Genomic DNA, 21,951 nt, shown 5'->3' on the forward strand with positions numbered 1-21,951 from the left:
TTTAAAAAATTGTTGTCAGGCAATTGATGGAGGGAAATCATTTGTTTATGATAAACATATGGAAGAGGGTGAATTTGTAAATGATCACAATTTTTAATCAAACATACGAGCTTATAAAAGATTTTAAAAATGGTTTTAATGAAGAGGCTTTTAAAGCAAGGTACAGTGAAATTTTAAACAAATATGATTATATTGTCGGCGATTGGGGATATAGCCAATTGCGGCTGAGAGGATTTTTTGATGATCAAAACCAAAAAGCAACACATGATACGAAAATCAGCTCATTAGATGAATATTTGTATGAATATTGCAATTTCGGCTGTCCTTATTTTGTATTAAAGAAAATAAAAAAATAAACGCCAGATGCAAAAACATCTGGGTGTGAAAAAGTAATCAGGACGGCATACAGCCGTCCTGATTACTTTATTTCATACGGGTCTTCTTCATTTTTATCAGGTTCATCATGAGGAGGATGACTGCCCGGAAATTGTCTCGGCAAATTCTGATGCAAGGATTTGAATTCATAGTTAAAACTGCTATATGGACGCTGACCTTCTTCCCAAGGTGTGCTTTTATTCTCCACAGGTTCATCCTTTCCCCGCGGAGCTCCGTAGGCGCCTTCCGGCATATCCTCCGGGATAATATAGTTTCGCATTGTTTCCACTACTGAAAAATCAGTATATTCATTTTGTTTGTCCATTTTGTTCACCTGTCCATGATTTTACCATTATCGTTCCTCATGGAAGGTAATTTATACATTAGACGATCTCATATAAAAACTCCCGAAGCTCTTTTGCGTCTTCATCATTTAATTGATAAACATCTTCTAAATACCCCGGTTCTTTAAGATCATCTTCCCCAATGATCGCAAACCGGTTGCTTTGCAAATTTAGTACAAGATATTTTCCGTAATAGCGGTCCGATTGAATAATGGCTAAATCAAAGCGTTGATTTTCTCCCATAAAGCTAACAAATCTTGTTTTTGTCTCGACGGTTTCATCATACAAAAAAAAGCGTTCGGCCATGGTTCATTACCTCCGTTTCTTATAATTGCATTGTAGCATAAGATGATGCATTCACAACGATTTATCGCAAATTTGTGAGAAAACTTACCTCTGTTTCGATTCGCATAGCGATTTTTCTGTTGAAATAGAAGCAAAATAACACAATTTTTTTATCAGCCCGCACATCTGCTGCCAATCAGCCATGATTTCTGTATCGAATGGGAAGTTAATTGGAGAAACATATCATGAATCGGCACGAAAGTCATATTCAAAATCCTCCTCTGCTTGTCATGAAAAATCGTCATCTGTAAAAGCAATTTTTTGTGCGCGTTTAGGAATTTCTTTACTAAATTGAAAAAATCTAAGCGGATCCTACCCGGCATGCAAGATGTATCAAACCGCGGAAAGCTTGCGCCTGCTCAATCACGAAATCCAAATTTTAGAAACATCAGCTCTGTTTGCCAAAATCGATCCGTCTAACGAGAGGATTTTAGTGCTCTGCTTTAAAAAACTCAAAAGTGTGTAAAGTAGTAGGTAGTTCAAATGGTCGAGTATGGTAAAATAAAAAACGGATACAAAAACCTTAAGAAAGGAAAGAAATCATATGTATTTTGTGGACAGAAAAAAGATTGAAGATACTGTAAAATTTGTAGAAGATCTTGTATCCATGTTTGAAGGACATCAACAGTGGGAGTCTGATGTTGAAAAAAAAGCGTTGGAGCGGATTGCCCAATTGTTGATTGAGGCGATTTTAGATATCGGAAACGGAATTATTGACGGTTTTATTATGCGGGACCCGGGCAGCTATGAAGACATTATTGACATTTTAGAAGATGAATCTGTCGTTGACAGCAGGGATGCGGAAGGATTAAAAAAATTAATTTCCTACAGAAAAATGCTCGTTCAAGATTATTTAAACATACGGCATGAAGAACTGTATGATTCAATATCAACCCATTTACAAGTTTTGAGAAATTTTTGCCATCGTGTTCGAACCTACTTGGAAGATGAACTTGGACCAGTTACAGCTTTTAAGCCGTAATGGATTGATTGAAGGAGTGAAAAAAAATTGAAGAAATATAAAGGATATTTCATCGATTTAGACGGCACCATGTATCGGGGTACAGAAAAAATTGAAGAAGCTGAAGAATTTGTTAAAAAACTGAAGGAAAAAGGAATTTCGTACTTATTTATGACAAACAATTCTTCTAAAACTCCGAAGCAAGTAGCTGAAAAACTAATCAGTCTCGGCATTCCGGCGGAAGAGCATCAAATTTTAACTTCAAGCATTGCCACAGCCAATTTTATTTGGGAAAGAAAACAAAATGCTTCTATATATGTAATCGGTGAAGAGGGGCTGCGAAAGGCCTTGGAGGAAAAAGGTTTTCGCTTCGTCGATGAAAATCCGGATTTTGTCGTTGTGGGTATTGACCGAAACATCAATTATGAAAAGCTTGCCAAGGCCTGTTTAGCGGTTCGTGCAGGTGCAACATTTATTTCAACAAACGGGGATACTGCTCTGCCGACTGAGCGAGGACTGCTTCCAGGCAATGGCGCCATTACATCGGTCATTTCAGTATCTACAAATGTTCAGCCGATTTTTATCGGAAAACCTGAAAAAATTATTGTAGAGCAAGGGCTGAAAATGCTGAAAACGAAAAAAGAAGAAACGCTTCTTGTCGGAGATAATTACGAGACGGATATTAAGGCAGGTATCCAATCAGGGATGGACACCCTTCTTGTGCATACAGGCGTAACAACGAAAGAACACTTAAAACACAAAGAAATACAACCGACTTATACAGTGAATAACCTTTCGGAATGGCATGTGCTATGATGAAGCCTTTTTCTTTTCCAGCTGATTTCACAATAGGTGCTCCGCTGCCCCTACTGTGAATCAGTGGATCGATGGGCGAGCCGGCTTGAAGCTGCCGCTGCAATGGCTCCGACAATATCATCTAGAAAAGTATGACACTTACCTGTGCTTTTATCGTTTAAATGAGCAAGTATACCAGGCTTTTGTTTATCGATATAGCCATAGTTCGTAAACCCGATTGATCCGTAAATATTCACAATGGAAAATGCAAGAATTTCATCAATTCCATATAATCCTTCATCCGATTGGATGATCGATTGAAGAGGCTCCTGTAAACCCCCCTTTTCTGCTAGAACATCTAATTGAATTCCGGTTAAAATGGCATTTTGAACCTCTCTTTTCGAAAGAACTCTTTCCACGTTTTGTAAACAGTCTTCTTTTGTTAAGTTCGGATAATATTGCTGCTGTAAAAAATAGACGAGCTCTGCGATGTCATCCGGTGTAACTCCTCTATCTTTCAGCCATTTTCTTGCAGTTTGCTCTATTTTATCCATGTCGTTCACCCTATCTTTTACAAGTATATGAAAGTGCTGAAATCGGCTGTGACGCCGATTTCAATAAATTCTTGCTTAAATTTTCAAAAAGCATCAACATCTTTTTTATATTGTATACACAAAAGCTTTTCTACATGTTATAGTTTATGGCATTTTTTCATTATATATATTGGGGTGTTTTTTTGAACAATGGATTTATAGGGGGAACTAGGAATGAAAGAGCTTTTAAAAAAGCATTATGGAATAGATGTACTCGACTTTTTTTCAATTGGTCAATGGCAGGGGTTTAAAACAAAAAGAAATATCGGTTTTATTGCTGCTGTTTCACATATTGACCATAAGGAGCTTTATGAACTGTATGAAATGAGTCGTTATCTCCTTATGACTAACGAGAGAAAAGCTGCTTCGTTTTTATTAACTGTAAATGGGGATCTTACGGCAGAACTTAATGGAACGCGCTACGCTGTGTTTCAAATACCTCAACAAACAAAGCGGCTTAATATAACTTCTCTCGGAAAAGAGCTGTCATTTTTTCACGAAGTTGGCAGAAGGCTGCCTTTTACTCCCGTTCATTCGAATCGAATTGGGCAATGGAGAAATTTATGGGCAAGGCGGATCGATCAAATGGAGCAATTTTGGAGTATTCAAATTGCTTCAAAGCCTCATCACGCCTTTGACAAGCTATTTATTGAATCCTTTCCATATTATTTAGGCTTAGGCGAAAATGCCATCCAATATTTAGCGGATACTGAGCTTGATGATCGACCATTGCCGGTTGATTCCGGCACCATATGTCATCAACGTTTTACGAGAGAAATATGGGAAAACGCATTTTCATTGCCTGTTGATTTCGTTTTTGATCATGGAGGAAGAGATATTGCTGAATGTTTAAGGTATGATTTTCTGACAGGAAGGCAAACAATTGATGAGCTTTTTTTGGCAGAATACGACCGAGCGTCTCCGTTATCCTCTTTTTTTTGGCGGTTAGTTTTTAGCAGGCTTTTGTTTCCTGTTCATTATTTTGAATGTGTTGAAAACTATTATCTTGCAGAGGAAGAAGAAAGGGATTCTCTGCAATTTCAAATGGAAAAAATTTTGCAAACATCTTCGCAGTATGAGCAATTTTTATCTTCGTTTTCATCTATGATATATTTGAGGAAAAAGCAAATTGTATTGCCGGCTTTGACATGGTTATAAAAGGTTCAGTCGCATTTTGTTGTGGTATCATAAAAAAGAAAGCAGCTAAAATCTTGCAGCTGTTTCGAACAAAGCATTGATTTTGTCATATCAATTCAAAACAATAGCTATTTATTAGAAGAAGGAGAAGATGAATCAGTGACCCAATATATTTTTGTAACAAGAAAACTGCCAGAAAACCTATTGGATCCTCTTCGTTCCATCGGAGTTGTCGACATTTGGGAGCAGGATTCTCCATGTCCGAGGTCTGTATTATTGGAAAAGGCAAAAAAAGCTGATGCTCTGCTTACAATGCTGTCAGACCGGGTGGATGAAGAACTGCTTCAAAAAGCCAAAAAATTAAAAATCGTTGCTAATTTAGCAGTCGGGTATGACAATATCGATCTCGAAGCGTCGAAAAAGTACGGCGTGACTGTAACTAATACACCGGATGTACTAACAGATACGACTGCCGATTTAACCTTTGCTTTGTTAATGGCAGCGGCAAGAAGATTGGTTGAAGCTGCGGAGTATGTAAAAGAAGGAAAATGGACAGGGTGGTCTCCATTTTTGTTGGCAGGAAGCGATATCCATCATAAAACGATTGGGATCGTTGGGATGGGGAAAATTGGAGAAGCTGTTGCGAGACGGGCAAAAGGATTTGATATGGAAATTTTGTATCATAATCGTTCAAAGAAACCGGAAGTGGAAAAAGAGCTTGGAGCGAAATACTGCACATTTGATGAATTGCTAGAGAAAGCCGATTTTGTCGTTAATTTAACACCATTAACAAATGAAACGAAAAACTTGTTTGACGAGGAAGCCTTTAAAAAAATGAAAACAAGTGCAATATTTGTTAATGCTGGCAGAGGAGCATCTGTTGATGAAAACGCTTTGTATAATGCTCTAAAAACTGGTGAAATCGCTGGTTGTGGATTGGATGTGTTTAAAGAAGAACCGATTGATTCCAATCATCCGCTTTTATCATTGAAACAAGTTGTAGCACTTCCGCATATCGGCAGCGCGAGTCGGGAAACCCGCATAAAAATGATCGAACTTTGCGTCGAAAATATTCAACGTGTGTTAACGGGCGAGAAACCGAAAACAGCCGTTGTTTAAACGCCCAAAAAGCGTTTACATATGCGGATGATGAAAATTTCTCTTGTAAAATCAGTCATTGAAATTTATAATGTCTTATAAAACAGTTAATGTCTTTTTACGGCAGACAATTGTCTATTATAAATAAACATAAGGGAGATGAATTGGTTGGAATCAATCTCAGTAGGACTGCTCGGTTTAGGCACCGTTGGTAGCGGAGTAGTAAAAATCATTGAAGACCACCAGGATAAGCTCATTCATTTAATCGGGTGCCCGGTGAAAGTAAAAAAAATTCTTGTTCAAAATACAAATAAAAAAAGAGACGTTCATGTAGAACCTTCCCAATTAACGACAAATGTTCATGAGGTAATAGAAGATCCGGATATTGACGTCATTATTGAGGTCATGGGGGGAATTGAGCAGACACGGGAATATTTGCTTGAAGCATTAAATCGGAAGAAGCATGTTGTGACGGCAAATAAAGATTTGATGGCAGTGTACGGAACTGAGTTGCTCAAAAAAGCGACGGATAACGGCTGCGATCTTTTTTATGAAGCAAGTGTCGCAGGCGGCATCCCGATTCTGCGTACATTGGTAGATGGATTGGCGTCAGACCGGATTACAAAAATGATGGGGATTGTTAACGGAACGACAAACTTTATTTTAACGAAAATGTCAAAATACGGAACCCCTTATGAAGAAGTGCTGAAGGAAGCGCAAAGATTAGGATATGCAGAAGCTGATCCGACTTCTGATGTAGAAGGCTTGGATGCAGCGAGAAAGATGGCGATTTTGGCAAGACTTGGATTTTCTATGGAAGTAGATTTAGAAGATGTGGAAGTAAAAGGGATAACGGATATTACACAAGAGGATATTGATTACAGTAAACGGCTCGGCTATACGATGAAATTAATCGGCATCGCCCATCGAAGCGGTGATAAAATTGAAGTTAGTGTACAGCCTGCACTGCTGCCCGATCATCATCCGTTAGCTTCCGTCCAAGATGAATATAATGCGGTTTATGTGTACGGCGAAGCGGTAGGGGAAACAATGTTTTACGGTCCTGGCGCAGGAAGCTTGCCAACTGCAACCGCTGTTGTTTCGGATTTAGTAGGCGTATTGAAAAACATGCGTCTAGGTGTAAATGGAAGAAGCGCCGTAGCCCCGCAATATCAGAAACAATTGAAGGCACCTGAAGAAATTTTTGCCCAATACTTTTTACGAATTCACGTAGAAGATCAAGTTGGAGCTTTTTCAAAAATTACATCCCTCTTTTCAGACAGAGGTGTAAGCTTTGAGAAAATTCTCCAATTACCTCTGAAAAATAAAGATTTAGCGGAAATTGTCATCGTTACCCATAAAGCATCGAAAAAAGATTTTGAGGAAATTTTAATGGAGCTCCGAGATTTGCAAGTTGTTAAGGAAGTTAAAAGTACGTATCGAGTAGAAGGGAACGGCTTATTATGAAATGGAATGGACTAATTGCAAAATATAAAGAATTTTTGCCAGTAACGGACAAAACACCGATGCTGACATTGAACGAAGGTAATACTCCTCTCATTCATTTAGAAAAATTATCTGAAAAATTAGGCGTTGAGCTGTATGTGAAAACAGAAGGAGCGAATCCTACCGGTTCATTTAAAGACCGCGGTATGGTGATGGCAGTTGCAAAAGCGGTGGAAGAAGGAAGCACAACTATAATGTGCGCTTCAACTGGAAATACGTCTGCAGCTGCTTCCGCATATGCGGCACGTGCAGGATTGCGTTCCATTGTTGTTATACCGAACGGAAAAATCGCTTTTGGAAAGCTTGCCCAAGCAGTTATGTACGGCGCAGAAATTTTTGCAATTGAAGGAAACTTCGATGATGCCTTAAAAATGGTTCGTGAAATTTGTGAAGAGCTGCCAATTACTCTTGTCAATTCTGTAAATCCTTACCGAATTGAAGGGCAAAAAACAGCGGCGTTTGAAATTTGTGAACAGCTGGGAAAAGCTCCGGATTATTTGGCGATTCCGGTTGGAAATGCTGGAAACATTACAGCATATTGGAAAGGATTTAAAGAGTTTAATGAGCGGCACCAAACAGGGCTTCCAAAAATGCACGGTTTTGAAGCGGAAGGCGCCGCAGCCATTGTAAAAAATCAAGTGATTGAAAATCCGGAAACAGTGGCAACTGCCATTCGAATTGGAAACCCAGCGAGCTGGGAATTTGCTGTCAATGCTGCCAATGAATCAGGCGGAAAGATCGATATGGTAACAGATGAAGAAATTTTGGATGCTTATCAATTAATTGCAAGAACGGAAGGCGTTTTTGCTGAACCTGCTTCAAGTGCATCTATTGCAGGAGTGATGAAAGATGTAAATTCGGGGAAAATCCCGAAAGGAAGCACAGTTGTAGCAGTATTGACCGGCAACGGATTAAAAGATCCGAATACTGCGATCGATGTGTCATCCATCCAGCCGATCGTGCTGCCTAATGAAAAGAAAGCTGTGATGGACCATCTCAAGGGAGATGGGCATGTATGAAAGAAGGAGACATGTTAAAAATTCAAGTTCCCGGAAGTACAGCCAATCTTGGCCCCGGTTTTGATTCTGTAGGGCTCGCTTTAAACCGCTATTTAACACTAGCCGTTACATTTGCGGAAAATTGGACATTTAAGCCGGTAAGTGAAGAAGTAGCAAACGTACCGGAAGGGAAAGAGAATTTAATTTATAAAGTCGCTTCCAAGCTAGCAGAAAAACATAGTGTTAATCTTCCTGCATGTTATGTGGAAATTTCAAGTGATATTCCGATGACAAGAGGACTCGGAAGCAGCGCGGCCGCCATTGCAGCAGGGATTGAGCTTTGCGATCGTGTTTGTAAACTGAATTTGAGCGATGAAGAAAAAATTCATTTTGCCAGCAAGTTTGAGGGACATCCGGATAATGCCGGAGCTTCTATAGTAGGCGGTCTAGTGGTCGGCTATTTAACAGATGACCACACATATTTTGTAAAAGTGGATAATCTGGATGTGGATATTATCGCGGTTATTCCGCCATATTATTTATATACGAAGGATTCTAGAGGCGTTTTGCCGAAGACATTTAAATTTCAGCAGTCGGTGAAAGCCAGTGCGATCAGCAATGTGCTTGTTGGGAGCATCATGAATAATAATTGGGAATTGGCAGGCCAAATGATGGAAATGGACATATTCCATCAACCGTATAGGGAAAGTCTAGTTCCTGAACTGTCAGCTGTTCGAAAGATAGGAAAAGAGCACGGTGTGTACGGGACTGTATTGAGCGGTGCAGGTCCAACGATATTGTGTTTTGCTCCAAAAGGCATGAGACACTCATTGCGTCCTAAACTAAAAGAGGCTTTTCCTCATTGTGAAGTAACACAGCTAGAAATTGATTATGAAGGGACAAAGTCTTGGTTTACTCATATTGAAAGCTTGATATAAAGAAACAAACCGGCTTTTCGCCGGTTTGTTTCATTAAAATACTTGTTCTACTTCTACGATGCCTGGAACTTCTTCCAGCAGAGCCCGCTCAATACCTGCTTTCAAAGTAATGGTAGAACTTGGGCAGCTCCCGCACGCACCTAAAAGGCGCAATTTCACAATGCCCTCTTCAACATCAACTAATTCGCAGTCTCCGCCGTCACGAAGCAAAAACGGGCGCAGCTTATCTAAAACTTCCTGTACTTGTTCTTTTATTTGAACATCTGACATACTATCGACTCCTTTCTTATCCATCATTATATTCAAAATGAGCGATAAAATCTATTTGTAAGTTTCAAATTCATTGTATCACATTTTTTTTAAATCTAATATGGATAATCTAGGAGATCATCATTTTATTAAATAGGAGAGAACAAACATGAGAAAACCGGTAGAAATTTGCGTTTATGGTGCAGAAAACTTATGTCCAAGCTGTGTAAATTCGCCTTCAGCAAAAGATACATTTGAATGGCTGGAAGCAGCACTGACTAGAAAATATCCAGATCAGCCATTTGACATCACATATATTGATATATATTGTCCTCCGGAAGATGAAGAGAAAAAGAAAATAGCCGATCAAATCGTGAAGGAAGAATATTTTTATCCCCTTGTTGTCATAAATGGAGTGGTAGTAGGAGAAGGAAATCCAAAGATAAAAAGGATTTTTCAAGAGATGGAAAAACATGGTTACCAACCTGTGTAAGAAAGAGTTTACTCGTCATCCAGAACTGTGAAAGAAAAAGTGCATTGTCGATTTCTTCAAGCCAAAAGAACAGATTCGCTAAAAAAAAAAAACGCTGCTTCGTTTTTTTGCATGCAAAATAATAGACAACTGTATTTCTCTTGATTTATATTTTCCAGTGAAAGAGTTCCGGAAAAAGAGAAGCCGGACGTACAAATGAACGCCCGGTTTTCTCATGCTCCACTATGATATTTATAAATCCAAAGAATTCCTGATTTTAAAAGACGTGGCACACGTCCAGTGAGTGCGCGATCTCCTACCATCCCAAAACCTGATTTTTTTCCGAGAGAACCGAGAACGCCTTTTAATTTGAACGGCGGCAGTTCCTCTGGAAGAGGTTCGTTGTTCCATTTTTTGAGCAATACTTGTACAATTTGTTCAGCCTGCGCTTCGGCAAGTTGAGCACTTGGTGCGTAAGGAAGGCTTGCACAGTCTCCAACAACATACACATGCTCATCTTGAGGAAGATGATGGTATTTTGTTAAAATAACCCGTCCTTGCCGGTCTTTTTCAACATTCAATTTCCTTACGACATAATTCGGTTGAATTCCTGCGGTCCAAACGACAACATCACAAGGAATCGGTTCATCATGGTTATAAACCATATTTGGCTCAACTTTTGTAATATTGGCGCTGTTGATTACTTCAACCCCGTGCTCTTCAAACCATGTTTGGACATATTTGCTTAATCGTTCCGGGAAGTTTGATAAGATCACTTTTCCGCGGTCAAACAGCTTGATTTTTAAATCGGATCTGCTTTCACGCAGTTCGCTTGCCAATTCAACGCCGCTCAATCCGGCTCCAACTATGCAGACTGTTGCACCTGCTCCTAAATTGTTCAGCTTTTGATACGTTTCACGTGATTGATCGATTGTTTGAATGCTGCAAGTGTATTTGTCAGCACCCGGAACATTATGATATTTGTCTTCACATCCTAATCCGATGATAAGATCATCATACGTGATTGGAGATTGATCTTTTAAATGTACAAGCTTTTGTTCAAGGTCAATGTCCGTGACTTCACCGTAATGAATGTTCAATTTCGGGTGTTCTGGAAAGGCCACGCGCACGTGCTGATCTGAAATCGTTCCCGCAGCCAGCGCATAGTATTCCGTTTTTAAACAATGATAAGGGTTTTTATCCACTAATGTTATTTCGACACCATCCGGCAAGTTATTGGGAAGCAGCTTGTGAAGAATTCTCATGCCGCCATAGCCGCCTCCGAGGAGCAGTAACTTTCTCATCGCGATTCCCCTTTTCCCTGCAAATGTTTACCCCAAAACTGTGACAATCGTAACAAATGCCACTAAAAGTATAACGAATTTATGTATAAATCACAACATACTTAAGGAAAAATAGCACAATTGTTATGGCAAAATGTTAAATGAACCTTGAAGTTCAATGCTTTGACAATGAAGAAAAAAAGCATTATGATAGGCTACTGAGTATAGAAGGAGGACAATTCACGTGAAACCAATTATAGAGTTTTGTGTCAGCAACTTAGCAAACGGTTCACAAAAAGCATTAGAACAATTAGAAAAAGATCCTAATTTAGATATAGTTGAATACAGCTGCCTAGGGTATTGCGGCCAATGCTACGAATCGCTTTTTGCCCTCGTAAACGGAGAAGCGGTAGAAGGGGAAACGGCAGAAGAGCTAGTGAAAAATATTTATCAATTTTTAGAAGAAAATCCAATGTTTTAATAGAAAATAAAAGTGAATGATAAAATTAAAAGGGAGACAAGCTTTTGATTCTCCTTATTTTGATCCTGTCTCTAAATATTTCATTCGAGGTATGAGAGCATATTATAAAATGTAAGTATGAATCTCAATATTGTTTCTCAGTACGACGCTTGCCTTTGCGGATGAGTCTTTTTTTTACGTATGAGCAAGGTGTTTGAAGCGGCAGGCTGATGATATAAAAAATAAAAGCCCCTCTTATATTTCCCGAGGAGCTTTTATTTATATATGAAAACGGGGGATATTTTTATTGTCAACAAATTTTGAACGTTTTATACTTATAAAAACAAATTTTTTGTTGTTTTGGAGGAAAAAATGGAAACTTTTCAATTTACAAAAATGCATGGATTAGGAAACAGTTATATTTATGTAAATGGATTCGAAGAAACGCTTCCGGAGCATCTCCTGCCAGATATTGCGCGAAAAGTTGCGAACGTTCATACCGGCATCGGTTCAGATGGGCTAATATTAATTCTTCCATCTGAACGTGCGAATGTGAAAATGAGAATTTTCAACAGTGACGGTTCAGAAGGAAAAAACTGCGGAAACGGTTTGCGCTGTGTCGCAAAATATGTTTATGAGCATAACATAGTAAAAGAGAAAAAGTTTTTGATCGAAACACTTTCTGGCTTGGTTGAAGCCGAAGTCCATGAAGAAAATGGACGAGTATCATGTGTCACAATTGATATGGGTCACCCTAAGCTGTTAAAAAAGGAAATACCGATGGCCGGAAACGGAGATGAAACAGCTATTGGTGAAATCATGGAATTTAACGGCTCGAAATATGAAGTCACAGCGGTTTCGATGGGAAATCCACACATCATCTTTTTTGTGGACGATATTGAGAAAGCTCCATTAACAACATTGGGTCCGGTTGTCGAAAAAGATGCAAGATTTCCAGAAGGGGTAAATGTAGAATTTGTCGAAATCGTCAATGACCATGAGCTTCATTTTCGAGTATGGGAAAGAGGTTCAGGTGTCACACAAGCTTGCGGCACCGGAGCATGTGCGGCAGTGGTCGCATCCGTATTAAACGAGCAAACAACAAGAGGCAAAGAAACAGTTGTCCATCTTGCCGGCGGCGATTTATTTATTAAATGGACTGACGAGGGGAACATTTTGATGAAAGGACCTGCTGAAACGGTTTGCACGGGGACCTATTATTATGAATCCGGTTCAGAAATTTGAGAGTTTTTTTCTGAAAAGGTATACTAAAAGTGACTCAAAAATTAATGAAAAGGAGGATGGGTCATGTCTGAAATTGTTATGCTTACCGAAGCGGCAGCTTTTCAAATAAAAGATATGATGAGAGAAAATGAGGAAGAAGGCGCCTATTTGCGTATTGGTGTGAAAGGCGGCGGCTGCACTGGACTTTCATACGGCATCGGGTTTGAACAAGAAAAACAAGAAGATGATCACGAATTTGAACAATTCGGCATTCGAATTTTAGTGGATAAAGACAGCGCCCCTATATTAAAGGGAACAAAGATTGATTATAAACAATCGATGCTTGGTGGAGGATTCACAATAGACAACCCTAATGCGATTGCGTCTTGCGGCTGCGGCGCCTCCTTTAGAACTGCAACACACGCTGGAACACCGGAAGAGTGCTAAAAAAGATTCTTTCCTGAAGCCAAGCATAATGATCGCTTTATTCCTTAACTTTTTCTATACTCACAATAAAATATATCCTAATAAAGTGGAATCCAAAAAAAGTCTGCTTTATTAGGATATTTTTATGGGAAAAACGGCTAAATGCAACTTATTAAAAGTGATAGAGAATTAAATGAGGATATTTGCAGATCACAGATTTTCATCATGGAAGACCGTGCGAAAGACTATATGAATCACCGATGAAAGTTGAAAAAAGATAGGGCTGTCCGTTGAGTTCCTAAAATGAAGGATTTTGGAGCTACTGTGAAGGATAAAAATAAAGGAATAAAATTTGTAAATGTCCTTCATAGAGGCAATGAAGTCCAACAAGAAGCAATTGTATGTGTTGAATATCCGTCATAAAACTTTTGAAGAACTTAATGAAGAAAGAGAGCATAAGAAAAGTCATTTATAAAACTTCTGAAGGATATAAACAAAGGAAAAATGGTCTGTCCGATAAGCCCCTTCTTCTTGATGCAGTCTGGTTTCTTTAGAAAAGTACTTGACAAAAAGGCTGTCTCAAAAGGTCATAAAAAATGACCTTTTACGAGACAGCCTTTATTCTTTCCAATAAAATTTACTTTTGCTTATTATTCCCGCTGTAAGGGGGCTGTTCAGAAAGGCAGATCCCCATTGAAAAACAAAAAATCATAAGCACCGATATATCAACGTTTCTAAAACATGAAAGAGGGTGTCAATAAGCCGAAAAAATGACTTATTAGACACCCACATCTTTTTCATCAATTAAACATACTTGTGCTGTGCATTGGCTGAACTTTTGCGCTTGGGTCAATATAAGCTTTGGCATTGTTTACAGCTGTTGGACCTTCGCCAAACCCAGTCGCAATTAATTTTATTTTTCCTTCATAAGTACAAATGTCTCCGGCAGCATAAATTCCCGGAATATTTGTTTCCATTTTTGAGTTAACAACAATCGAATTTTTCTCAATTTCCAGCCCCCAGTTTTTGATAGGGCCTAAAGAGGAAACGAAGCCAAAATTGACAATTACTTCATCTACATCAATAATCTCTTTCCGATCTCCTTTTGCTTCTTCGACTACGACTTGTTCAATTCGATCCTTGCCGATAAGCTCAACAGGAACAAAAGGTGTTAATATATTTGCTTTAGAATTTTTTAATTGATTTACGCTATGCTCGTGCGCGCGAAATTTATCTCTTCGATGGACAACCGTTACTTTTTCTGCAATAGGCTCAAGCATTAACGCCCAGTCAACAGCTGAGTCGCCGCCTCCAAACAGGACGACCTTTTTGCCTGCAAAATAGTTTAAATCTTCTACAAAATAGTGCAGGTTTTTCCCTTCAAATTGCTCAGCATTTTCCAGCTGAAGTTTACGTGGTTGAAATGCGCCGTTTCCGGCAGTGATGATAATCGTTTTTGAATAATGTATTTCTGAATTTGTCGTTAACTTAAATGTCCCGTCACTTTGTTTTTCAACTTCCTGAACTTCCTGTTCAAGGCAGACGGTTGGATTGAATAAGGCAATTTGTTCTTTTAAATTATTGACTAATTCTTGAGCTCTAATTTTTGGAAACCCCGCTACATCATATATGTATTTTTCAGGATAAAGCGCTGTCAATTGCCCTCCTAATTGTGGAAGGCTTTCAATAATTTTAACGGAAGCCTGCCTCATTCCTCCGTAAAAAGCTGTGAACATCCCGACAGGTCCCCCGCCAATAATCGTTATATCGTAGACTTTGCTGTCCTCTTTCACAGACGATTCCCCCTCTTGTTAATCTTTATTAATCATATCATAAAAAAAAGATTGTAAAAATACAAAGATTCTGTCATTTAAAGATTTATAAAGTTGATCATTTAGCTTAAAAATAAACTTGAAAAGTTGGACACAAACGGATATCATGACTATAGGTAAAAAGATGTTAAATTTTATTGACAATTTTGCCCTTATAATTTTTTGTCCAATAACGTGAATATTTTCACAAATTATGTGAAAAGTGAGTCTAGAATTGACCGCTTTAAAAATTACGGAAAAGGTTGGTGTGTCTTGTGAGAAATCCTAAAGTTGTTATTTTAGGTGCCGGTTATGGAGGATTAATGACCGTAACACGTCTACAAAAAATGGTGAGTGTGAACGAGGCTGATATTACACTTGTCAATAAGCATGATTATCATTATGAAACAACATGGCTGCATGAAGCATCTGCAGGCACCCTTCATCATGACCGATGCCGCTATCCAATTAAAGATGTAATTGATACAAACAAAGTAAACTTTGTGCAAGATTCTGTAAAATTAATTAAAACAGATGAGAAAAAAGTCATTCTTGAAAATGGCGAGCTTAACTATGATTACTTAGTAGTCGCTCTTGGGGCTCATCCGGAAACGTTTGGAATCCAAGGGTTAAAAGAATACGCTTTCACAATTTCCAACATTAATTCTGCTAGACAAATTAGAGAGCATATTGAATATCAATTTGCTACATACAATACAGAAGAAGAAAAAGATGATACACGTCTAACCATTGTAGTCGGAGGTGCAGGATTCACTGGAATTGAGTTTTTAGGCGAACTTGCCAACCGTGTTCCTGAGCTTTGCCGAGAGTATGATATTGACCCTAAAAAAGTCCGTATTATTTGTGTGGAAGCAGCACCGACAGCACTTCCAGGTTTCGATCCTGAACTTGTGGAGTACGCAGTCAATCAACTGCAGCGCAAAGGTGTTGAGTTTAGAATCGGCACAGCGATAAAAGAATGTACTGAACAAGGAATTATTGTTGGGAAAGACGATCAAACGGAAGAAATAAAAGCAGGCACTGTTATTTGGGCGGCTGGTGTGCGCGGAAACAGTGTAATTGAAGAATCTGGTTTTGAGGCAATGCGGGGCCGCGTAAAAGTAGAGAAAGACTTGCGCGCACCAGGATATGATGATGTGTTTATTATTGGAGACTGTTCATTAATTATTAATGAGGAAATCAATCGTCCATATCCGCCGACAGCGCAAATTGCAATGCAGCAGGGAGAAGTTTGCGCGAGAAATTTAGCTGCATTAATTCGCGGTAAAAAAGAACTCGAACCATTTAAGCCAGATATTAAAGGAACTGTTGCTTCTCTAGGAGAAGATGATGCAGTAGGTATTGCGTTAGGCAAAAAAATGGTCGGTACAAAAGCATCCTTCATGAAGAAAATGATTGATAACCGCGCGCTATATATGGTTGGCGGAGCAGGTCTCGTGTTGAAAAAAGGAAAATTCAAATTTTTTTAAGCTGAAGAAAAGAGCAAAGGCTTAAGGGCTTTTGCTCTTTTAAAATAATGTTTTATAAACATGAACAGCTTTTGTAATTTCTTTTAAAGCAGGAAAGTAAAATGTTTTGGAGAAGGAGCCGCTCTGTATTTATTGAATTTTCGTAGTAATAAGCTTTTAAACAAATTAAATTAAAGAGCTCGCTATGCTGATTGCGATTAGAGGGTTCGATTCAGCATAAAATCGCCATGCTGATCTGCAATTATATAGTAGCCTGATGTATTTGGTCTGTCGGACAGCTATACCCGATATTTCCTTCAAAGTTCTTCGTTTTATTCTCAAGTTCTTGTGCTTCTTTTGTTTGTTTACACCGTCTTTTTTGTGCTTGAAGGAATGAAAGTTCTCTCTTAAATGTTGAAGCCAAATCCCTCTTTATGGTACTAGCACAAAAGCGTCTCACATGAGTAAAAAACAGACAAAGCACTGTACATTAGGACAATTTTTCTTAAAGGTGATTTTTGGCATTTTGAAACGTTTGGGGAAACTTCCAGTTTTTTTGTATAAATTTTGAACTGCTCAAAGGTTGGAGAGCCTACTGAGAACCTTTTTGTGTGCATGTCAAACTTGCTTTGCTGATTTATGCCGATTAAATTCAATCTTGTACTTGATATATTGGAATAAATAGGTTAATAATTAAGGTAACAATTTATCGATTTGCTGCTTTAAAGGTTTGGCACATGTAAGAAGATCTGGCAAATTAACAAAGGCTGGTCAAGTTTTATCCTTATTAAACCACATAAAAACTTTTAATAATAATACGACAGTTTTCTGAGGGTGAGGTCACGATGATGAACATACCGGTGCTGTTGATTTCCATGCTGCTGTTCTTAGTTTTATTTTTTGGAATCGGTTTTTTATTAAATATGCTTTTAAGAATGTCATGGATAATGGCGATACTTTATCCGTTAGTATGTATTTTTTTAATTGATGAAGTGAATTTTTTTGATTATTTCAAATCACCTAGCCGCTCATTTTCTCTGTTGGGTGAAAAAATCGCCTCTCTTGCCGTAGCAGACATTCTCATTTTAGGAAGCGGGATGGTAGGTGCGATTCTATCAGGGATTGTCATTCGAATGCTTCGAGCAAGAGGATATCAAATGTTTTAAGCTTTTCCGTATAATCGGAAGGCTTTTTTTTATGTGAGCATTTTGCATATTTTTTGACCCAAGAGCCATAAGGATTTCAAAGACATAAAAAAGGACTTCACCCCTAAAATGTAGAATTTTTGAAGTGACGAAACCACAAAAATTCAAAAGGAGGAAGTCACTTTGTATATTCTACAAGAAAGCCTATTTTCCTTTGAAGAACTGCAAAAATTAGAGTCAAAAGAGAAATTACCTATCTTTTTTAGCTCGCTTGATTTACGCCCTTATGCTAAACAGTTGAGAAGTTCTTCACCCCGAGGGGCTGACGGTCATTCCAGAGAAGGGATTCTAAGGGCTCTCATCGCTGCCCCACTCGAAGGCATCGACACCTTTACCGCCCTTCATCATCGATTGGATAAAGACCTTCGTTTCCGTTATCAATGCGGTTTATCGATTGATCGCCCCGCACCGTCTATCTCCACTCTCAGCCGGGTTTTTGCGGCACTTACCAAAAAAAAGCTGGCTGAAAAGATCTTCCTTGACTTGGTACAGTTAGCTCAGGAGGAAGGAATAATTGACGGCAGCCACCAGGCCATCGACAGTGCCGCCATTGATGCCTATGAAAAGAAACAGCCCAAAAAGCGTAGTGAACAAACGGGTAATGCCAATTGGGGCGCAAAATATGATTCCTTCGGCAATAAAATTACCTGGTTTGGCTATAAGATGCATCTTTCAGTCGATACCGCAAGCGAACTGCCAATAGCCATAAAAGTAACCCCTGCCCATGTGAACGATGGAGAAGTCGCACCAGAATTAATAGAGCAAGTGGCAGAGCGTACCAAATCCAAAATTGAATTTCTGATCATGGATGGCGGATATGACCAACTAAAAAACTATGAATCAGCCAAAAACATTGGAGCGCAAGCCATTATCCCGCTCAATTTGCGCAACGAAAAAGAGCCTCCTGAAGGGATTTCTTCCAATGGAACTCCGCGTTGTTCCATGGGTTATGAAATGACTTATTGGGGAGCTGATAAGGACCAGCTCAAGTTCAGATGTCCTCACGCAACCGGCAAAGTGGATTGCCCATTAGGAATGGCAGCCTGTTCATCTTCCAACTATGGAATGGTGGTAAAAGTCGACATCAAAAAGGATGTGCGCCGATATTCCAATCCGCACCGTGATACAAAACGTTGGAAAGAGCTTTACAACGAGAGAACAAGTGTAGAACGCTGTAATTCAAGAATGAAAAGCTACCTTACGGCGAACTCCCTACATGTATGGGGAATTGAAAAAGTAAAGACCCATATTTACCTGAACGCTATTGTATTACTTGTTTCAGCGCTAGCGATGGCAAAGGAAAATAAAGGGAAGAAAGCCGCTTAAAAAAATTCAATGTGAAAAATTCTGTAGGTATGCCCGAAAACAAGATTATTGTAATATTTTGTAAAATAACATGCTGGTAGCTATTTGTCGAGTGCTTTATTTTTTATACTTTTATCCAAAAAATCTAATTTTGCAAAATGCTCATGTAAAAAAACGCTTTTTTGTTAAAACAATGTTATTTGAGTGCCTACATTTTATTTTTAATTTATTGGAAAATTTATACATGTCGGAATGTATTGAAAAATACACTCCTTTCAAAAGCTCCTCCAACGTATATTTTGTTTACGATTTGGAAACAAATAGACGGTGAGAGGAGTGAAATTAGAAAAAATGAAGAGTATAAAAATGTGGACTAGAAGAATTATGATGAGTCTGTTGTTTATTGGGGCGTTTTTAACAACTTTTGAAACCATTTCAGGTGTGAAAGCAGATGAACTGACAAAATGGGTGATCAAACAATATAATCAAAGAGAAAATTCTCAACAAGCCGTTGCAAAAAATATTAATCATGCAAATCAAGGACAGACGATGGAAAAATCCATTGATTTATCAAAGTATCCAAAAAAAACAGTTGTGGCTACCGGATATACAGCCGGATATGAGTCGACAGGAAAACATCCTGGCCACCCTGAATATGGAATTACTTATTCAGGTGTTAAAGTAAAAAGGGATCATTTTTCCACTATAGCAGCAGATTTAAACGTTTTTCCGATCGGAACGATACTTTATGTACCCGGATATGGCTACGGAGTTGTTGCAGATAAAGGTGCTGCGATTAAAGGCAATCGGCTTGATTTGTATTATGAAACAGTAGAAGATGTTTACAATCAGTGGGGAAAGAAAAAAGTGGATGTTTATTTAGTTAAAAAAGGAAACGGAACGTTAACAGAAGAGGAATTAAAAAAATTAAACGAAAATAAAACGATGGAAGTTTTTAGACAACGGTAGCTTATCCCACAGGGATGGGCTTTATTTTTTGGTTTGAAAATAAAGCAAAGTTCTATTCGACCTCGTATAATAATTGAAGGAGGTGGAAAAATGTTTAAAGTACTAGACGGTTTAGAAGGGGAAAGTTTAATTGTTGGCCTTTTTAAGCAAAACGGAAATTTATCAAAAGCTTTGCAGGAGCTGGATAAAAAATTGAACAATCAACTCACCAAGCTTATAAAATCAGGTGAAATTTCTTCTGCGAAAAACAGTGTCGCAAAACTATATACATTTGATGCCGAAAACGTAAAACGAATTTATTTTGTCGGGCTTGGGAAAGAAAAAGAATTCACGTTCCAAAAGGCAATGGAAGCTTTTGGGCATGCGTTTCAAGCTGTTCAACAAGATCAGAAGAAAATCGTAAGCGTACAGCTTTCTACCTTTATTGGAGGAGATGTGGAAGAGATAGATGCAGCTCATGCACTAGCGGAAGCGTTTGCCCTTTCTACATACAAAATAAAAAACTATAAACAACGATCAAACAGCAGCGAATCAAGCATTGAAGCTGTTCATGTTTTGACAGATGCAGATAAAGCGAAAATAAACGCAGCCTTAACTGCCGGTTATGTTTATGGAAGAGGAACAAATTCGGCAAGAACTCTTGTGAACATGCCTTCAAATTTATTAACTGCGACAGAACTCGCGAATTATTCCATCGAACTGGCCAAAAAATATTCTTTTGAGATCGAAATCCTTGAAAAAAAGGATATGGAGGAAATGGGTATGGGGGGGATATTGGCGGTAAATAAAGGCTCCAGTGAACCCCCTAAAATGATTGTGTTGAAATACCAAGGAAAAAAGATTTGGGACGATGCGATTGGTTTAGTCGGCAAGGGAATTACTTACGATACTGGGGGCTACTCGTTAAAACCTAGAGATGGGTTAGTAAACATGAAGACTGATATGGCAGGAGCAGCAGCCGTTTTAGGAGCGATGGAAATTATCGGTGAAATAAAACCGAAACAAAATGTTGTAGCCGTTATTCCGGCTACTGACAACATGATTGGCAGCAGAGCGATGAAACCGGATGATGTCATCGTGTCATTAAGCGGAAAAACAATTGAAATTTTAAATACAGATGCTGAAGGGCGTTTAGCTCTTGCAGATGGCATCACTTATGCAAAGCAGCATGGAGCGAAATACATTATCGATGTTGCCACTTTAACCGGTGGAGTTATTGTTGCTCTCGGAAAGCACACAACAGGTGCGATGACGAACAACGAAAAACTGTATGATCAGCTTTTGAAAGCGTCTGTTGAATGTAATGAAAGAATATGGAGATTGCCAATTTTTGAAGATGACCGCGAGCGGGTAAAAAACAGTAAAATGGCGGATTTGAATAATTCCCCTGGCCGGGAAGGACATGCGATAATGGGCGGTGCTTTTTTAGCAGAATTTGCTGAAGATACGCCGTGGGTTCATTTAGACATTGCCGGGACATCCACTACTGCTAAGAAAGGCCCTCTAGGACCTGAAGGAGCAACTGGTGTGATGACTCGAACATTGGCGGCCTTTGTGGAAAAATTCGTGCCGATTAAATCATGATGGAGTCATCCATCATTCGGTTGAACTATTGCAGATTAGGCTTTATGTCAGAAATGTTATTGCTGTTTCAGTTTTTCGGCAGGAGCCGCAATTCAATATAGGAGAGAGACGGAATCTATTTTGTAAAAAAGATGACCGCCATTCAGTATGCTTGAAAATCGTGGATTGATTTCTTTCTGACATGTATGTTGTCGGAAGCAACACCAAATTAGGATAATGTGTCGGCACATTCTGACTTAACAAATTGCTGCACATTTATCCTGATTTGGTCTGTATTGTGCACGATTAGCCCAGTACTTAACATGTCTATAAGTGCGCATTTTTTATTGCTTTTCAAAAGAGAGCGAAGGCTTTTTTTGCATTTTTGATAATAGATTCGCGGAGAACTGTTTTCCTTCTTTTAA

The 21,951-nt window shown here is 38.7% G+C and carries 23 protein-coding genes; 17 read left to right on the forward strand and 6 right to left on the reverse strand.

All coding sequences use genetic code 11. The annotated features are described in order from the left end of the window. Positions 1-80: 80 nt before the first annotated feature. On the forward strand, positions 81-356 hold the full coding sequence (locus NSQ71_RS04420; protein ID WP_340733081.1) for a YutD family protein: 276 nt from the start codon (positions 81-83) through the stop codon (positions 354-356). 62 nt (positions 357-418) lie between these two features. On the opposite strand, the gene NSQ71_RS04425 is transcribed toward NSQ71_RS04420, so the two are convergent. Further along, on the reverse strand, positions 419-700 hold the full coding sequence (locus tag NSQ71_RS04425; RefSeq protein ID WP_063387090.1) for a hypothetical protein: 282 nt from the start codon (positions 698-700) through the stop codon (positions 419-421). A 58-nt stretch (positions 701-758) separates the two neighbouring features. Beyond that, positions 759-1,025, reverse strand: coding sequence for a DUF3055 domain-containing protein (locus NSQ71_RS04430; RefSeq protein ID WP_063387089.1), 267 nt, complete (start codon positions 1,023-1,025; stop codon positions 759-761). Positions 1,026-1,608: 583 nt separating this feature from the next. Here NSQ71_RS04430 and hepT point away from each other — a divergent pair. Both hepT and NSQ71_RS04440 read left to right on the forward strand, forming a co-directional pair. Then, positions 1,609-2,046 carry a type VII toxin-antitoxin system HepT family RNase toxin gene (gene hepT / locus NSQ71_RS04435; RefSeq protein WP_094245252.1) on the forward strand — a complete coding sequence of 146 codons (438 nt, stop codon included), beginning with the start codon at positions 1,609-1,611 and terminating at the stop codon, positions 2,044-2,046. Positions 2,047-2,073: 27 nt separating this feature from the next. After that, positions 2,074-2,841 carry a TIGR01457 family HAD-type hydrolase gene (locus NSQ71_RS04440; protein WP_063387087.1) on the forward strand — a complete coding sequence of 256 codons (768 nt, stop codon included), beginning with the start codon at positions 2,074-2,076 and terminating at the stop codon, positions 2,839-2,841. Positions 2,842-2,891: 50 nt separating this feature from the next. Here the strand turns inward: NSQ71_RS04440 and NSQ71_RS04445 are convergent, their stop codons facing one another. Beyond that, on the reverse strand, positions 2,892-3,374 hold the full coding sequence (locus NSQ71_RS04445; protein ID WP_063387086.1) for a phosphatidylglycerophosphatase A family protein: 483 nt from the start codon (positions 3,372-3,374) through the stop codon (positions 2,892-2,894). 213 nt (positions 3,375-3,587) lie between these two features. Between NSQ71_RS04445 and yutH the strand changes: the two genes are divergently transcribed. The 5 genes from yutH (at position 3,588) to thrB (ending at position 9,090) form a co-directional block, all read left to right on the forward strand. Continuing rightward, entirely contained in the window at positions 3,588-4,571 is a 984-nt protein-coding gene (gene yutH / locus NSQ71_RS04450) for a spore coat putative kinase YutH (RefSeq protein ID WP_340733085.1), read from the forward strand. A gap of 138 nt (positions 4,572-4,709) precedes the next feature. Further along, the gene (locus NSQ71_RS04455) at positions 4,710-5,669 is read left to right on the forward strand and encodes a 2-hydroxyacid dehydrogenase (protein ID WP_130157053.1); all 960 of its coding nucleotides are present in this window, start codon (positions 4,710-4,712) and stop codon (positions 5,667-5,669) included. A 147-nt stretch (positions 5,670-5,816) separates the two neighbouring features. Beyond that, positions 5,817-7,115 (forward strand): homoserine dehydrogenase, encoded by a 1,299-nt coding sequence (locus tag NSQ71_RS04460; RefSeq protein ID WP_186439305.1) that lies wholly within the window; start codon positions 5,817-5,819, stop codon positions 7,113-7,115. After that, a complete protein-coding gene (gene thrC / locus NSQ71_RS04465) occupies positions 7,112-8,173 on the forward strand; it encodes a threonine synthase (RefSeq protein WP_063387082.1) in 1,062 nt (353 codons plus the stop codon). Before NSQ71_RS04460 ends, thrC begins: the two co-directional genes overlap by 4 nt. Continuing rightward, the gene (thrB, locus tag NSQ71_RS04470) at positions 8,170-9,090 is read left to right on the forward strand and encodes a homoserine kinase (protein ID WP_063387081.1); all 921 of its coding nucleotides are present in this window, start codon (positions 8,170-8,172) and stop codon (positions 9,088-9,090) included. The genes thrC and thrB overlap by 4 nt, the downstream gene beginning before the upstream one ends. Positions 9,091-9,123: 33 nt before the next feature. Here the strand turns inward: thrB and NSQ71_RS04475 are convergent, their stop codons facing one another. Further along, the gene (locus NSQ71_RS04475; RefSeq protein WP_375338782.1) at positions 9,124-9,387 is read right to left on the reverse strand and encodes a NifU family protein; all 264 of its coding nucleotides are present in this window, start codon (positions 9,385-9,387) and stop codon (positions 9,124-9,126) included. Between the two features lie 121 nt (positions 9,388-9,508). Between NSQ71_RS04475 and NSQ71_RS04480 the strand changes: the two genes are divergently transcribed. Beyond that, entirely contained in the window at positions 9,509-9,832 is a 324-nt protein-coding gene (locus NSQ71_RS04480; RefSeq protein WP_066249224.1) for a YuzD family protein, read from the forward strand. Between the two features lie 212 nt (positions 9,833-10,044). Here NSQ71_RS04480 and NSQ71_RS04485 read toward each other — a convergent pair whose 3' ends face one another. After that, complete coding sequence (locus NSQ71_RS04485) at positions 10,045-11,115, reverse strand: NAD(P)/FAD-dependent oxidoreductase (protein WP_339194500.1); 1,071 nt, start codon at positions 11,113-11,115, stop codon at positions 10,045-10,047. A gap of 223 nt (positions 11,116-11,338) precedes the next feature. Between NSQ71_RS04485 and NSQ71_RS04490 the strand changes: the two genes are divergently transcribed. The 3 genes from NSQ71_RS04490 to NSQ71_RS04500 all read left to right on the forward strand — a co-directional run bounded on the left by NSQ71_RS04490 (position 11,339) and on the right by NSQ71_RS04500 (position 13,225). Then, a complete protein-coding gene (locus NSQ71_RS04490; protein ID WP_094245256.1) occupies positions 11,339-11,575 on the forward strand; it encodes a YuzB family protein in 237 nt (78 codons plus the stop codon). A gap of 351 nt (positions 11,576-11,926) precedes the next feature. Beyond that, the gene (gene dapF / locus NSQ71_RS04495; protein WP_339194502.1) at positions 11,927-12,799 is read left to right on the forward strand and encodes a diaminopimelate epimerase; all 873 of its coding nucleotides are present in this window, start codon (positions 11,927-11,929) and stop codon (positions 12,797-12,799) included. Between the two features lie 63 nt (positions 12,800-12,862). Next, positions 12,863-13,225, forward strand: a complete 363-nt coding sequence (locus NSQ71_RS04500; RefSeq protein WP_063387075.1) for a HesB/IscA family protein — start codon at positions 12,863-12,865, stop codon at positions 13,223-13,225. 779 nt (positions 13,226-14,004) lie between these two features. Here NSQ71_RS04500 and NSQ71_RS04505 read toward each other — a convergent pair. Then, on the reverse strand, positions 14,005-14,997 hold the full coding sequence (locus NSQ71_RS04505; protein WP_063387074.1) for an NAD(P)/FAD-dependent oxidoreductase: 993 nt from the start codon (positions 14,995-14,997) through the stop codon (positions 14,005-14,007). Positions 14,998-15,281: 284 nt separating this feature from the next. Here NSQ71_RS04505 and NSQ71_RS04510 point away from each other — a divergent pair, with 284 nt between their 5' ends. From NSQ71_RS04510 to NSQ71_RS04530, 5 genes are all read left to right on the forward strand, one after another. Next, positions 15,282-16,505: an NAD(P)/FAD-dependent oxidoreductase gene (locus tag NSQ71_RS04510; protein WP_327856005.1), complete on the forward strand. Its 1,224-nt coding sequence runs from the start codon at positions 15,282-15,284 to the stop codon at positions 16,503-16,505. An 827-nt stretch (positions 16,506-17,332) separates the two neighbouring features. Beyond that, complete coding sequence (locus NSQ71_RS04515) at positions 17,333-17,650, forward strand: YuiB family protein (protein WP_063387105.1); 318 nt, start codon at positions 17,333-17,335, stop codon at positions 17,648-17,650. Positions 17,651-17,812: 162 nt separating this feature from the next. Continuing rightward, complete coding sequence (locus tag NSQ71_RS04520) at positions 17,813-19,015, forward strand: transposase (protein WP_339192838.1); 1,203 nt, start codon at positions 17,813-17,815, stop codon at positions 19,013-19,015. A 330-nt stretch (positions 19,016-19,345) separates the two neighbouring features. Continuing rightward, positions 19,346-19,963: a 3D domain-containing protein gene (locus NSQ71_RS04525; RefSeq protein WP_063387072.1), complete on the forward strand. Its 618-nt coding sequence runs from the start codon at positions 19,346-19,348 to the stop codon at positions 19,961-19,963. A gap of 90 nt (positions 19,964-20,053) precedes the next feature. After that, on the forward strand, positions 20,054-21,547 hold the full coding sequence (locus NSQ71_RS04530; RefSeq protein ID WP_340733096.1) for a leucyl aminopeptidase: 1,494 nt from the start codon (positions 20,054-20,056) through the stop codon (positions 21,545-21,547). Positions 21,548-21,951: the final 404 nt, after the last annotated feature.

It is taken from the genome of Aeribacillus sp. FSL M8-0235 (assembly GCF_038000355.1).
Classification (GTDB): Bacteria; Bacillota; Bacilli; order Bacillales; family Aeribacillaceae; genus Aeribacillus; species Aeribacillus composti.